The organism is Paraburkholderia bryophila (assembly GCF_003269035.1).
GTDB lineage: Bacteria > Pseudomonadota > Gammaproteobacteria > Burkholderiales > Burkholderiaceae > Paraburkholderia > Paraburkholderia bryophila.
The window spans coordinates 201,876-216,442 of sequence record NZ_QLTK01000002.1 but is presented as its reverse complement, the minus strand read 5'-3'; the positions used below and the strand labels follow the sequence as shown (position 1 = coordinate 216,442).

Here is a 14,567-nt window from a genome sequence, read left to right as displayed (position 1 = left end):
GATGAACGATCATATGGAAACGCCGGGGCTGCCGGAAGAGAAGCCCGCGCAGGGGTGCCCGTTTGGGCATGGGGCGATTTCTGCGACGTCCGCAGGCGATGGCTGGCATGATGCGCAGCTCGATTTTTCGGACTCGATGAGTTATGGCGACTATCTGTCGCTTGGGTCGGTGCTCGAAGCGCAGCATCCGTTGTCGCCGGATCACAATGAGATGCTGTTTATCATCCAGCACCAGACGAGTGAGCTGTGGATGAAGCTTGCCTTGTACGAACTGCGCGCGGCGCTGCAGGCCGTGCATCGCGATGAATTGCCGCCGGCGTTCAAGATGCTTGCTCGCGTGTCGCGCATCATGGAGCAGCTCGTCCAGGCGTGGAGCGTTCTTGCCACCATGACGCCGTCTGAATACACCGCTATGCGGCCGTTTCTCGGGAGTTCTTCCGGGTTTCAGTCTTATCAGTATCGGCAGATCGAGTTTTTGCTCGGCAACAAGAATGAGCAGATGCTGAAGCCGCATGCGCATCGGGCTGACGTTTTTGCTGAGGTTAAAGCTTCGCTCGAGGCGCCTTCTTTCTACGATGAAGTGGTCCGGTTGCTGGCGCGGCGAGGGTTTCCTATTTCAGCTTCGCGGTTGGAGCGGGATTGGACTCAGCCTACTGTGCACGATGCTTCGGTCGAAGCTGCGTGGCTGGAGGTTTATCGGAATCCTTCTCAGCATTGGGAACTGTATGAGATGGCCGAGGAACTTGTCGATCTTGAAGACGCGTTTCGGCAATGGCGGTTTCGGCATGTGACTACCGTCGAGCGGATTATTGGGTTCAAGCAGGGGACCGGTGGGACGAGTGGGGCGACCTATCTGCGGAAGATGCTGGATGTGGTTTTGTTTCCTGAGCTTTGGCATGTGCGGACCATGCTTTAGGGGCCTGCTCGGCGGGTTGGGGTTTGGGGTTGGTGTTGGCCTTTACTTGAATTGTTAGTGGTCTATTAGCGTTGCCCCTGTGCGGGGCGGCACCTACTTCTCTTTGCCGCGGCAAAGAGAAGTAGGCAAGAGAAAGCCGCTCACACCGCCAGCTCATAAGCGGGTCCCCCGCGCAGTCACGGTAGTGGCTCATCTGGAATCCGGGTTCTCGCGCACTCCGCGTTCGTGGTTCAGCAGTCATTCTTCCGGCGGCGCTTCGCGCGCCGTCGCGGCCATTCTTCAAACCATTTGGTGGTTGCGGCGCTCACGGCATTTTGTCGCGCCACGCCCGAGCCCGCCCCTCGTTTTTAAGCGCACCGTTCCGGCGAGCGCGCAGCGCGAGGCGGGATGCATGACTGCTGTACCGCTTCCGTCAAATGCGCGAGAACCCGGATTCCAGATGAGCCACTACCGTGACTGCGCGGGGGGCCCACTTATGGGCTGGCGGTGTGAGCCCGCTTTCTTTGCTTACTTTCTTTGCGGCGGCAAAGAAAGTGAGTGCCGCCCCGCACAGGGGCAACGCTAGCAGACCACTACCAAAGCAAGAAAAGGCCAACACAGCAATCGCCAAGCAGACAAAAACCCCAAGAACTACCGAGCCGTATACCCCCCATCGACAGCCAAACAAACCCCACTAACCATAGAAGCAGCCTCGCTGAGCAGAAACAGCACCGGCGCAGCAACTTCGCGAGACTCAGCAAAGCGCCCCAAAGGAATAGCCTTCAAAGCAGGCCCCCGCTTAGCGGGATCACTCCAGGCCTGCACCGCCATCGGCGTCAAAGTAACCGTAGGATTCACACTATTCACCCGAATCCCAAACGCCCCCAACTCAACACACAAAGCCCGAGTAACCGCATCAAGCGCAGCTTTAGAAGCCGAATAACTCAAATGATCATCCAGAGCCACGAGCGCAGCCTGACTCGAGACGTTGACGATACTGCCCGCGCGCCTGGCCCCGATCATTCCTCGCGCCACATGCTTGGCCACCAGCACAGCCCCCCGTGCATTCACCGCCATCACCCGATCGAAACTCGCCGCCGTGGTGTCCACTGCCCGCTCGAGCAAAGCAATCCCGGCACAATTAACCAGCCCATCGAACACCCCAAGCGACGCGAACGCCTCGTCGATAGCGGCCTCATCGCTCACGTCGAGCACCAACGGCTCACACCCCGTCTCTTCAGCCAACCGCGCCAGTTCATTCACATTCCGGGCAGCGGCGACAACATGCGCACCCGAGGCACACAACGCCTCGACGATAGCCAGGCCAATCCCGCTAGAAGCGCCCGTCACCAGAACCGACCGACCGGAGAAATCAAAAGTAGCATTCATGATGTCTGCAACCGATGCATGACCGGCTTCAACGCCGGATACAAATCCGTATAAACGCCGAAGCGCTGTTCGTACAGCGCCATCCGCACCGCGTCCGGCTGCGCCCGTTCGACCAGCGTCACCCACCCGCCCTGCGCCTCTTCGCGCGACACCAGGCCGACACCCACAGCCGCCAGCAACGCCGCACCCATCGCCGCTTCGACATCCTGCTCGATCGTATAGACCGGATAACCGGTCACGTCCGCGATAATCTGCATCCACAAATCCGAATGCGCGGCGCCGCCCACCACGATCAATTTGTCATCCAGCGACAATGCGCCCTGACGCCCCGCCTCGATGTTGTGCTTCAACGCAAAAGACACGCCTTCCAACACCGCGCGATACAAATGCCCGCGCGTATGAAAGAGACTGAGTCCGACAAACGCGCCGCTCGCTTTCGCATCCCACACCGGGCTGCGCTCGCCCATCAGATACGGCAGGAACATCACACCATCGGACCCAGCCGGCACGTTCGCCGCCGACTCCTCCAGCAACCGATGCGGATCGCCATGCGGCGTCGCCCGCGCCGCCTCGATCTCGGCGTGACAGAACTGCTCGCGATACCACGTCACCGACGCCCCCGCCGTAATCGCGCCGCCGAACACATAAATATCGTGCTGCCCGTTGAACACATGCGGCATGCTGATCAACCCATGCCGCGCATCGACGCGCTGATTGATATAACCCCAGCACATACTGGTGCCGATCATCGCCACATGCTGTCCCGCACGCGTGACGCCGGCGGCGAACGTCGCCATCGCCGCATCGACACCGCCGGCCACGATTGCCGTACCCGCTTCGAGCCCGAGCGTTTCGGTCCATTGCGATAGCAAGCCGCCCACCACGTCGGACGATTCGACCAGTCGCTCCGGCATCATGGTCGCGGGAATGCCGAGCATGTCCAGAGCCTCGTCCGACCAGTCGCGTTTCGCTATATCGTAGATACCGCCGATATTGCCGGCCGAACTATGATCGACCGCCACCTCGCCGGTCAGCATGTAGATCACGTAGGCATTCGGCGGCAGGAAGTAACGCGTATGCGCCCACACTTCCGGCTCGTTATCGCGCAGCCACAACATCTTCGTATAACCGTAATAGCTGTCCACACCATTACCGGTAATCGTGTAGAGCCGTTCGAGATCGACGTTCGCGCGCACCGATTCCACCTGCGCCGTGGCGCGGCGATCCATCCAGATCAGACACGGATAAAGCGGCCGCATTTCGCTATCCACCGGAATGCCCGATCCGCCGTACAGACTGCTCACGCAGACCGCCTTGATCGACTTCGTCGCGATGCCGGCCTCTTTCGCCTTCGCGACGCACGCGGCAATGCACTCCACGACCGCTTTGAACCATACTGCGGGCCATTGTTCGGCCCACAGCGGTTTGGGCGTGTCCGGCTGATAGCTCGACGCGTGTTGCGCGACGATCGCGCCGTGCCGATCGACGAGCACTGCCTTGGTGCTCTGCGTACCGATATCGACGCCGATGACGTAATCCATACAGTCTCCGTTTTATAGGCCGCTTGTCCCGTCCCGCCGACGAGGCTCAGGCGCGCGGCTTCAGCAACACCTTGATCGAATCGAGCGAGTTCGCGACCTTGATCGCCTCGTCCCATTCTTCCAGCGAAAAGCCGTGCGTCACGATGCCTTTCGACGTCACCAGTCCGCGCGCCAGCAGATCGATCGCGATCGGATAGCAGTAAGGTCCGAGATGCGCGCCACGCACGTCGAGCTCCTTGCGGTCGCCGATCACCGACCAGTCGAGCGTCGTATCCGCGCCAAACACGGAGAACTCGACGAAACGCCCGAGCTTGCGAATCAGGTCCATGCCCTGATTGACGCCGATCGGCGCGCCGGTGGTTTCAATATACACATCGCAACCGTAGCCGTCAGTGAGCGAATGAACGATGGCCAACGCGTCGTCCTGTTTCGGATTGATCGTCACGTCGGCGCCGTATTCGCGTGCGAGCGCAAGCCGTTCTTCCACCAGATCGATCACCACCAGTTTCTTCGGCGTTTTCAGATGCGCGATCTGCGTCATCATGAGACCCAGCGGCCCGGCACCGGCGATCACGACGACGTCGTCGAGCTGCACTTCACCGCGATTGACGGTGTGAATCGCACACGCCAATGGTTCGATGATCGCGGCGTCTTCGAGCGAAATGCCGTCGGGAATCTTGTGGACGATCGCCGTCGGCGGAATCCGCATGTATTCGGCCATGCCGCCGTCCGCGACTTCACGCTGAAAGCCGAAGATGTTGTGCACCTCGCACATCCAGTACTGACCGGATTTGCAATACCGGCATTTACCGCACGGCACGATCTGTTCTGCGATCACCCGGTCGCCGAGCTTCACGCCGAAATGGTCCGCCGCGCCCTCGCCTATCTGCTCGACGAAACCAAAAAACTCGTGCCCCGGAATCACCGGCGCTTTTACCCATGGACTCGGGCCGCCCCAGAACATCTTCGCGCCGGAATGGCATTTGCAATCGCTCGCGCAGATGCCGCACGCGGCAATGCGGATCACCAGTTCATGCGCGCGCGCAGTGGGTTTCGACACCTGTTCCACGCGATAGTCTTTCGGTGCATGACAGACAATCGCTGTCATGTTCTGCTTGTCGGTTTGAGTCGTCATTGCCGTGGTCCTGCTTTAAATGGGAAGTCGGTGGGGAGTTACTTTCTACGGTCGCGGCTGATATAGATCGCCAGCAAAATGATTCCGCCCTTGATCACGTTCTGCACATACGGATTCACGCCGACCATGTTCAGACCGTTGTTCAGCACACCGAGCAGCAACGCGCCGATCAGCGTGCCGATGATCGAGCCGCGTCCGCCCGAAATCGACGTGCCGCCCATCACCACGGCGGCGATCGCGTCGAGTTCGAAGCCGACGCCAGCGTTCGGCTGGCCGCTCATCAGGCGCGCGGTCAGCACGATCGCAGCGAACGCCGAGGTCAGGCCGGCAATCGTGTAGACGATCAGCTTGACGCGCGCCACGCGCACGCCGGACAAACGCGTCGCCTGTTCGTTGCCGCCGATCGCGTACACGTAGCGACCGAACGGCATGCGTTCGAGCAGCACCCACGCGATCGCGTAGATCACCACCATGATCACGACCGGCGCCTGCACGCCGAGAATCTTGCCGCTGCCGAAGAACGCGACCCAATCGGGCAAACCGTCGATCGGATAGCCGCCGGTGTAGATCAGCGCGAGACCACGGGCGATGCCCATGGTCGCCAGCGTGACGATGATGGGCGGCATGCCGGCAAACGCGACGAAAAAGCCGTTCGCCGCGCCGAAGCCGAGGCCAACGGCAATGCCGATCGCCAACGCGGCCACGGCATTCATACCGGCCACCATCAAGCCTGCCGCGAGCGTGCCGGCCAAAGCCATCACCGAGCCCACCGACAGATCGATCCCGCCGGTCAGAATCACGCACGTCATCCCCACGGCGATGATCGCGTTGATCGACACCTGACGCAGCACGTTTTCGATGTTGGCGGCGGAGAGGAAACTGTCGCTCGCGAACACCATCACGATGCAGACCACCAGCAGTCCAATGAACGGATAGAACAGGGTGGAGCGTTTCAATGCGGCCCACGTGAAGCGCACCGGCGCGCCCGGCGTGTCGCCGCTGACGGTAGAGGTTTTCGGTGAGGAAGAAGGATTAGGCGTGTTCATGTTTTGCTCCCAGCGAGCCGGCGGTGGCATAGGTCATCACGGCATTCGCGTCGATCGCTTCGCCTTCGAGCATCGCTTCGATGCGGCCCTGGCGGAACACGGCGACGCGATCGCACATGCCGACGATCTCCGGCAGTTCGGACGAGATCATGATGATCGAGTAGCCGCGCGCGGTGAGTTCGCGCATCAGCAGATAGATTTCGGCTTTGGCGCCGACGTCGATGCCGCGTGTCGGTTCGTCGAAGATCAGGATGTTGGTGTGATGGTTCAGCCAGCGCGCGATCACCACTTTCTGCTGGTTACCGCCCGACAGCGTCGCGACTTCGGTGTGCATGGTCGGCGCCTTGACGCCCACGCGTTTCATGATGTCGGCGGTGGCGCGTGCTTCGCTGCGCTGGTCGATGAAGAAACGCAACGAGCGATACTTGCCGAGGTTGTTGATCGAGATGTTCTGCTTGATCGAGAAGTCGGTAATCAGACCTTCGGTCTTGCGGCTCTCCGGCAAAATGCCGACGCCGGCGCGCAGCGCATCGGCGGGATCGGACAGTTTCGCCGCCTCGCCGTTGATGCGGATCTCCTTCACGTAGGCCGGATCCGCACCGATCACGGCGAGCGCGGTTTCCGTGCGGCCTGAACCGACCAGTCCCGCGAAACCGAGAATCTCGCCTTCACGCAGCGCGAAACTCAGCACGGGGCTGTCCTTCAGCAATTGCAGCTTCTGAACCTCCAGCACGATTTTCGCGTCGGCACGTAACGGCGGCTTCGGCGGAAAACTGCTTTCTATGCGGCGGCCCACCATCATTTCCACGAGGCGGCCCACGTCGGATTCGGCCACTTCCATCATGCCGACGTATTGCCCATCGCGTAGCACGGTGATGCGGTCGCACACTTCGAAGATTTCTTCGAGGTGATGCGAGATGAAAATCATCGCCACGCCCTGCTGTTTCAGATCGCGCATGATCGTGAACAGATGCTCGGCCTCGGCGGGCGTGAGCGTCGCGGTCGGCTCGTCCAGAATCAGAATGCGCGCTTCGAGCGACAAGGCCTTGCCGATTTCGACGAACTGCTGCTGCGCGACAGAGAGCTCGCGAATCGGCACCGACAGATCGATCGCCACGCCGAGCCGCTGAAAAATCGCCGCTGCCGCGCGTCGCATCCGGCCGCGTTCGAGCAGGCCCAAACCGTTCTTCAATTCGCGGCCGAGAAACATGTTCTCCACCGCGTTCAGATACGGAATCAGGCTGAATTCCTGAAACACGATGCCGACGCCCGCCGCCACCGCGTCGTGATAGTTCGTGAAATGGCGCGCCTCGCCCGCGATCGTGATCGTGCCTTCATCCGGCTGATAAATACCGCTGAGAATCTTCATCAGCGTCGACTTGCCGGCGCCGTTTTCGCCGAGCAACGCGTGGATCTCGCCACGCGCGATCTCGAGATGAATGCCTTGCAGCGCTTTCACGCCGGGAAAGCTCTTGGTGATGTTGTCGAGTCTGAGAATGGTGTTCATCGGGTACTCCTCTGCGGCGCGCCGCCGTGTCGTGTGCCGCGTGTCAGGCAACGCGAGCACGGCGTGACGCGCCTGTCGTCTTACCAGCTGAAACCCTTGGCATTGCTCTTGTCGATCATCTTCACGTCGACCGGAATCGTTTTCGGCACATTGGCGCCCCACTTCTTCGCGAGTGCAATGCCGAGCGCGATCCGCACCTGGTCGGCCGGGAATTGCGCGGAGGTTTCGATGAACTTCGAGTTCGGCTTCTGGATCGCGGCAATCGCTTCCGGCGCACCGTCGACGCTGGTCAGCTTGATGTCCTTGCCCGACGATTCGATCGCCGACAACGCGCCCATCGAGCCACCGTCGTTCACACTGAACACGCCCTTCAGATTCGGATGCGCCTGAATCATGTTCTCGGTGACCGACAGCGCGGTGGCGCGTTCCTGTTTGCCGTTCTGCGTATCGACGACTTTGATGCCCGGCACTTTCGCGAGCGCCGCCTTGCAGCCCCGCACGCGTTCGAGAATCGGCACGACCGGAATGCCGTCGAGAATCGCCACCTCGCCGCTGCCGCCAATCGCCTTCGCCAGGTAGTCGCAAGCCATTTCGCCGGCGTCGTAGTTCTTCGAACCGACGAACGAATCGACCGGACCATTGGCGTTCGCATCGACCGCGACCACAACCACACCCGCCTTTTTCGCCGACGTCACCGCCGACTGAATCCCGGTCGAGTCGGTCGGATTCACCAGCAGAATGTCGATCTTCTTCTGCAGCATGTCTTCGACGTCACTGACCTGTTTGCTGACGTCGTGATGCGCGTCGGTCACGACCACGGTCGCGCCGATCGAGGCGGCCGCGTCGTTGAGCGCCTTCTGCATCGTCACGAAATACGGGTTGTTCAGCTCCTGAAACGTCATGCCGATTTTCAGCGGCGCGGCCTGCGCGGCGGGCGCGGCGATAAACGACAGACCGAAGGCGAGCGCGGCCATGGCCGCGGCGTGGCGAGAGCAGTTCTTCAACGAGGCCGGCTTCGAAAGGGATTGCGTCATGGTTGTCTCCGTTATTAAAAGTAAGCACGTCCCTCACGCTGTCGTCGGACAGCGCGATACGTGTTGCAACGCGGGTGAAGTGAAACGCTTCGGCCAGGACGTCAGGTCGGCGTCGGCGGGAAACTACGTCGGTGGATAAGCGGCGGCGGCCGGGCGCGGCAGCCCCGGCGCGAGCACGATGGCAGGCGCGTCGTCGATGCCCACGCCGCGCGCGGCGGCCTGTTCGGAGGCGTCGCGGCTCGCGTCGTTGAGTTGCTGATAGCGGCGGAATTTCGAAGGCGCCATGCCCTTCACCGCGAGGAACTGCCGGTTGAAATTCGACAGGTTGTTGAAACCCGCCTTGAAACAGATATCGGTCACGCTGAGTTCGCCGTCGGTCAGCAACTGACACGCGAGATTGATCCGCATCCGGTTCACGTATTGCACGAACGGCAGCCCGGTATGACGGCGGAAGTAGCGCGAGAACGCGCTGACGCTCTGGCCGGCGAGCTGCGCCAGATCCGATTCACGCAGATCGTTCGCGAGGTTCTTGCCGATATACGACAGCGCATGATTGATCCGGGTCGACGCGAAACCGGTCGAGTCGGCCTGATACGCCGGGCTCGCGAGCGCTTCGCGGTCTTCGGCGTTCATCAGCATTTCGAGCATGGACATGAACAGGACCAGACGCCGCAAGCCGCGCGCGCTCAGCAGTTCGAGGAACAGCGGCTTGACCGCCTCGCTGGTCTGCGCGCCGAACGACACGCCACGACGCGAGTCGGCAAGCAATGCCTCGACTTGACGCCACTCCGGAAAACTGTCCACGCAGCTCGACACGAACTCCTGACCAAACTGCACGACCAGATTGCGCTGCGCGATGGTCTCGCCTTCCGGCACGTCGCTGACCCAGTTGTGCGGCAGGTTCGGCCCCATCAGCACGAGATTGCCCGGCGTATAGCTGCTGATGTGATCGCCGACGAACATCTTCCCGGTCGTCGCGACGATCAGGTGAATCTCGTACTCCGGGTGGAAATGCCAGCGCACCGTGCGATACGGATAGCCATGCGACCACACTTTGAACGATTCGTCGCGGCGCACGGCCACGAGTTCGAGATCGGGTTGCACTGTCTGCCTCCATGAAGCGGCTCGCCGGGAGGCGTCGCCCATGCTTCGTCTTGTTGTCTTCTATAGCGAAAAGTAGCGCTCAAACGCGGCCGCCACCACTAAAAATGAAACCAACAACCGATACTTTTTTGCATTCGGGTTAGTCCTGGACCGGAAAACGTCAAATTTGATGCAATGCAATACGCGCCGCCGCGCACGGCAAAGCACGTCCGCATTGCAGCCATAGCCCGTGAGAGTGGCTCGCAAGCCCCGTCACGCCGCGCTGCGCCACGAAAACCCGACCGCCTCGCCTTGACATTCGTTTCGCCCGGTACGATCATTCGCTCACACGCAGAGCAAATGCTCCACCAGACAATAAACGCCGGCTCCGAGCCGTGCGGGCCAAGGACATTCAGGAGACGTACATGAACAGCGGGCAAGGCAGCGGCGCGGCCGCACACGTGATCCTGCACATCGGCGCGGGATCGTTTCATCGCGCGCATCAGGCGTGGTATCTGCACCGGTTGAACGAGGCGAAGGTGCCCGGCGAGCCGCACTGGTCGCTCACCGTCGGCAATATTCGCAGCGACATGAACGCGGTGCTCGACGCGCTTGCCGCACAGAACGGCGTGTACACGCTCGAAACCGTCACACCGCAAGGCGAACGCGCGTACGAGACGATCCGTTCGATCGAGCGCGTGCTGCCCTGGACCGAGAGCCTCGACGGCCTGATCGAAGCGGGCGCCGATCCGGCCTGCAAGATCATCGCGTTCACGGTGACCGAAGGCGGCTACTACCTCGACGAAGAGGACGAACTCGATACCGCGAACGCCGATCTCGCGGCCGACCTCAATGGCGGCCACACCACGATTTACGGCGCACTCGCGGCGATTCTCGACGCGCGCATGAAGCGCGGCGCGGGCCCGGTCACGCTGCAAACCTGCGACAACCTGCGCAGCAACGGCGAGCGCTTTCACGCAGGCATGAGCGAGTTTCTCGAACGACGCGGCGCGAACGAACTCGCGCAATGGTTCGACGACAACACCGCGTGCCCGAGTTCGATGGTCGATCGCATCACGCCGCGTCCCACGCCGGACGTGAGCGAGCGCGTGAAGGCCGCGACCGGCGTCGACGATGCCTGCCCGGTGATGGGCGAAGCGTTCATTCAATGGGTGATCGAAGACCGCTTCATTGCCGGCCGCCCCGCGTGGGAGAAAGTCGGCGCGGAACTCGTCGATTCAGTGATGCCGTACGAGGAAGCGAAGATCCGTATTCTGAACGCGCCGCATAGCTGCATTGCGTGGGCGGGCACGCTGGTCAGCCTGAACTACATCCACGAAGGCACGCTCGACGCCGACATCAACAAGTTCGCCTTCGACTACGTGACCGAAGACGTGATTCCGTGCCTCACGCCGAGTCCGCTCGATCTGGACCGGTATCGCGACGTGGTGCTCGAACGCTTCAGCAATCCGTATATCCAGGACACCAATCAGCGCGTCGCGGCCGACGGTTTTTCGAAGCTGCCCGGCTTTATCGCGCCGACTCTCGCCGAGTGTTTCGAACGTGGCGTCACACCTGCTGCCACGGCGATGCTGCCCGCACTGTTCTTCCGTTTCCTGCAGCGCTGGCAGGCGGGCGAGTTGCCGTACGCGTATCAGGACGGCGTGATGGACGAGAAGGTCGCGCGCGGTTTCTTCACCGCGCCCGATCCGCTGAAGGCATTCGCCGCCGACCGCCTGCTGTGGGGCAGCATGGCGCAGACGCCGGAACTGGAGTCGGCGCTGGAAGGCGCACTCGCGCGTGTCGACGTGTGGCTGGCCAAACGCGGCGCGGCCTGAAGCGCTGCGGTGTGGAGCGCCGCAGCCTGCAGCGCCGCGCTCCGAACTCAGCACCCGTGGCGACCCTTGCAACGCAACCACGCCGCGCGCCGCTGCCAGGCTTAATGCGCATGGCAGCGCGCGCGGCGTGCGGCTAAAGTAGCGCATCTCCAACGACGAAGGTTCCGCGCCCATGTATCTCGGCATCGACCTCGGCACGTCCGAAGTGAAAGTCCTGCTGCTCGCCTCCAACGGACGCGTGATCGGCACCGCAGGTTCCCCCTTTACCGTTTCACGGCCGCATCAGCGTTGGGCCGAGCAGAATCCCGAAGACTGGTGGGCCGGCACGCGCACGGCGCTCGCCGCTTTGCGCGCCAAACATCCGGACGAGTTCGCGCAGATTCGCGGCATCGGCCTGTCGGGGCAAATGCACGGCGCCGTGTTGCTGGACGCGGAAAACCGCGTGCTGCGCCCGGCGATTCTGTGGAACGACATGCGCAGCGACAAGGAATGCGCGGAGCTGACCGAACGCGCGCCCGATCTGCACAGCGTGGCGGGTAACCTGGCCATGCCCGGTTTCACCGCGCCGAAGCTGCTGTGGGTCGCGCGCCACGAGCCGGAAATTTTCGCGCGAACGGCCTGCGTGCTACTGCCGAAGGATTACTTGCGCCTGCAACTGACCGGCGGCAAGGTGTCCGACCCGTCGGACGCGGCCGGCACGCTGTGGCTCGACGTCGCCAAACGCGACTGGTCCGATTCGTTGCTCGAAGCCTGCAACATGACGCGCGCGCAAATGCCGAGCCTTTGCGAAGGCAGCGCCCCGTCCGGCACCTTGCTGCCCGAGGTGGCGCGCGAATTCGGTTTGAGCGACGGCGTGATCGTCGCGGCCGGCGGCGGCGATAACGCCACCAGCGCGATCGGCATCGGCGCGACGCAACCGGGCGACGGCTTCGTGTCGCTCGGCACCTCGGGCGTGCTGTGCGTGGTCGGCGACAGTTTCCGGCCGAACCCGGCCTCCGCCGTGCATGCGTTCTGCCACGCGATCCCGGATCGCTGGCATCAGATGAGCGTGGTGCTGTCGGCCGCGAGTTGCCTGCGCTGGGTCTGCAAATTGACCTCGACCGACGAACCGACGCTGCTCGCCGAAATCGAAGCGCTGTCCGCCGACGCGTTGAACACCGCGCCGCTCTTTCTGCCCTATCTGTCCGGCGAACGCACGCCGCACAACGACCCGTACGCGCAAGGCGTGTTCTTCGGCATGAATCACGCGACCGATCGCGCGCTGCTCGGCTATGCGGTGCTCGAAGGCGTGACGCTCGCGCTCACGGACGGCCTCGACGCACTGCGCGCGGCCGGCACCGAAGCGAAGGCGCTGTCGCTGCTCGGCGGCGGCGCGCGCAGCGATTACTGGGCGCAGTTGCTGGCCGACGCGCTCGACACCGCCACCCGCAAGCACGGCGGCGGCGAAACCGGCGCGGCGCTCGGCGCGGCCCGTCTCGGCTGGCTGGCCGCGGGCGGCGATCCGGCCACGGTGCTGACCAAGCCGCCCATCGAAAAGGAATTCACGCCGAATCCGCGCCGCCATGCCGAACTGCGCGCGCGGCTCGAAGCGTATCGCGCGCTGTATCGCCACGTGCGGCCGCTGTTCGACCCGGCACGCACGCCGCTCGCCTGAGCGACGGCAAACCGCAGCCGCTCTCCGGGGAGACAGGGGAGCCGGCTGCTATCATCGGCGCACTACAAGCGAGCCGTTACCGTGCCCAAGTCCACAGAAAAACTAGATCTAGCTACCCGCGCCGCGTGGCTTTACTACGTCGCCGGCAACACCCAGAACGAGATCGCCGAGAAGCTGCAGGTGTCGCGTCCGGTCGCGCAACGTCTGGTCGCGTTCGCCGTCGAGAAGAACCTGATTCGCGTGCGCGTCGATCATCAACTGGCGGACTGTCTGTCGCTCGCCGATCAACTGTCGAAGCGCTACGGCCTCAGCATGTGCGAAGTCGTGCCGGTGGACAGCGATACGTCCGAGGAAGTCGACCGCAAGCTCGCGGTAGCCGGCGCGCAGGTCATGGAGCGCCATCTGAACGAAGAAAAGCCGATGGTCGTCGCGGTCGGCAGCGGCCGGACGTTGAAGGCGTCGGTCGATCAGATCGCGCAGCTGGACCGTCCGCAGCACCGGTTGGTGTCGTTGGTCGGGGCGATCGCCCAGGACGGCTCCTCGAACCGCTACGACGTCGCGCTGCACATTTCCGAGAAGACGGGTGGCAAGCATTTTCTGCTGCCGGCTCCGTTGCTCGCCGATACGGAGGCGGAGCGCTCGCAGTGGTGCAATCACCGCCTGTACCGGATCGTCGAAACGCTGGCGGCCGAGGCGGACGTCGCGTTCGTCGGCGTCGGCAATATCGGGCCGACCTGCCCGCTGCACGAGGACGGCTTCATTACGTTGGCGGAAGTGAAGGAAATGATGCAAGGCGGCGCCGTGGCCGAAATGCTCGGTCTGCCGATCGATGCAACTGGCGCGCACGTCGAGTCGCCGACCGGCCGGCGCGTGACCAGCCTCCCACTCGATTCGCCGCCGCGGCGCCCGACGATCGGCTTCGCCGGCGGCGAGCGCAAGCGGGAAGCGTTGATCGCGGTGCTGAAAGGGGGCTGGTTGTCGGGGTTGGTGACCGACGAGTTGTGCGCGCGAGCGGCGCTTGAGGCTTGAGGCTTGATAGCAGTCAGGGGCCGGGCGGTTTGCTCGGCCACGGTGAATTGATCACGCCCCTCATTAAACCAGCGGCAAACCCTCGGTAATGATGATCCGGTAATCGCCGCCCTGCAGACGCGTCTCGCTGACTGCCTGATACGCCGGGCTGCGATACCACGCGATCGCCTCGTCATAGCCGGCGAATTCGAGAATCAGAATCTCTTCGATCGCGGGCCCTTCCACCACTTCCTTGCGCCCGTGGCTCGCCAGCATGGTGACCGGATGCTGCTCGAAGGTTGCGGGCGCAACCTGCTTGTATTCGTCGAGCTTGGCCTGGTCGAGCGTTTTCTCGCGCGTGATGACAACGTAGGCGGACATGAGCGTTTCCCGGCGTGGTTGAAAGGAAAGCGGCGCGCCCGCCGCTTTCGCCAACA

At 62.7% G+C, this 14,567-nt stretch carries 12 protein-coding genes; 4 read left to right on the top strand and 8 right to left on the bottom strand.

From position 1 onward, the window contains the following. Position 1 precedes the first annotated feature (1 nt). Positions 2-916, top strand: coding sequence for a tryptophan 2,3-dioxygenase (gene kynA, locus BX591_RS04495; RefSeq protein ID WP_111929528.1), 915 nt, complete (start codon positions 2-4; stop codon positions 914-916). Positions 917-1,546: 630 nt separating this feature from the next. Here the strand turns inward: kynA and BX591_RS04490 are convergent. The 7 genes from BX591_RS04490 to BX591_RS04460 all read right to left on the bottom strand — a co-directional run bounded on the left by BX591_RS04490 (position 1,547) and on the right by BX591_RS04460 (position 9,651). After that, positions 1,547-2,284, bottom strand: coding sequence for an SDR family oxidoreductase (locus BX591_RS04490; RefSeq protein WP_111929527.1), 738 nt, complete (start codon positions 2,282-2,284; stop codon positions 1,547-1,549). Continuing rightward, positions 2,281-3,825: an FGGY-family carbohydrate kinase gene (locus tag BX591_RS04485; RefSeq protein ID WP_111929526.1), complete on the bottom strand. Its 1,545-nt coding sequence runs from the start codon at positions 3,823-3,825 to the stop codon at positions 2,281-2,283. The genes BX591_RS04490 and BX591_RS04485 overlap by 4 nt, the downstream gene beginning before the upstream one ends. 46 nt (positions 3,826-3,871) lie before the next feature. Then, complete coding sequence (locus BX591_RS04480; RefSeq protein ID WP_111929525.1) at positions 3,872-4,960, bottom strand: alcohol dehydrogenase catalytic domain-containing protein; 1,089 nt, start codon at positions 4,958-4,960, stop codon at positions 3,872-3,874. A gap of 38 nt (positions 4,961-4,998) precedes the next feature. Next, positions 4,999-6,006 (bottom strand): ABC transporter permease, encoded by a 1,008-nt coding sequence (locus tag BX591_RS04475; protein WP_111929524.1) that lies wholly within the window; start codon positions 6,004-6,006, stop codon positions 4,999-5,001. Continuing rightward, complete coding sequence (locus BX591_RS04470) at positions 5,993-7,513, bottom strand: sugar ABC transporter ATP-binding protein (RefSeq protein WP_111929523.1); 1,521 nt, start codon at positions 7,511-7,513, stop codon at positions 5,993-5,995. Before BX591_RS04470 ends, BX591_RS04475 begins: the two co-directional genes overlap by 14 nt. Positions 7,514-7,593: 80 nt before the next feature. After that, positions 7,594-8,547 carry an ABC transporter substrate-binding protein gene (locus tag BX591_RS04465; RefSeq protein ID WP_111929522.1) on the bottom strand — a complete coding sequence of 318 codons (954 nt, stop codon included), beginning with the start codon at positions 8,545-8,547 and terminating at the stop codon, positions 7,594-7,596. A 123-nt stretch (positions 8,548-8,670) separates the two neighbouring features. Continuing rightward, positions 8,671-9,651, bottom strand: coding sequence for an AraC family transcriptional regulator (locus tag BX591_RS04460; protein ID WP_111929521.1), 981 nt, complete (start codon positions 9,649-9,651; stop codon positions 8,671-8,673). Between the two features lie 404 nt (positions 9,652-10,055). On the opposite strand from BX591_RS04460, the gene dalD reads away from it, so the two are divergent. The 3 genes from dalD (at position 10,056) to BX591_RS04445 (ending at position 14,151) form a co-directional block, all read left to right on the top strand. After that, positions 10,056-11,468 carry a D-arabinitol 4-dehydrogenase gene (dalD, locus tag BX591_RS04455; protein WP_111929520.1) on the top strand — a complete coding sequence of 471 codons (1,413 nt, stop codon included), beginning with the start codon at positions 10,056-10,058 and terminating at the stop codon, positions 11,466-11,468. Between the two features lie 172 nt (positions 11,469-11,640). Then, positions 11,641-13,122 carry a xylulokinase gene (xylB, locus tag BX591_RS04450; RefSeq protein WP_111929519.1) on the top strand — a complete coding sequence of 494 codons (1,482 nt, stop codon included), beginning with the start codon at positions 11,641-11,643 and terminating at the stop codon, positions 13,120-13,122. Positions 13,123-13,203: 81 nt separating this feature from the next. Further along, on the top strand, positions 13,204-14,151 hold the full coding sequence (locus tag BX591_RS04445) for a sugar-binding transcriptional regulator (RefSeq protein WP_111929518.1): 948 nt from the start codon (positions 13,204-13,206) through the stop codon (positions 14,149-14,151). Positions 14,152-14,214: 63 nt separating this feature from the next. Here the strand turns inward: BX591_RS04445 and BX591_RS04440 are convergent, their stop codons facing one another. Next, positions 14,215-14,511, bottom strand: coding sequence for a DUF1330 domain-containing protein (locus BX591_RS04440; protein ID WP_111929896.1), 297 nt, complete (start codon positions 14,509-14,511; stop codon positions 14,215-14,217). Between the last annotated feature and the right edge of the window lie 56 nt (positions 14,512-14,567).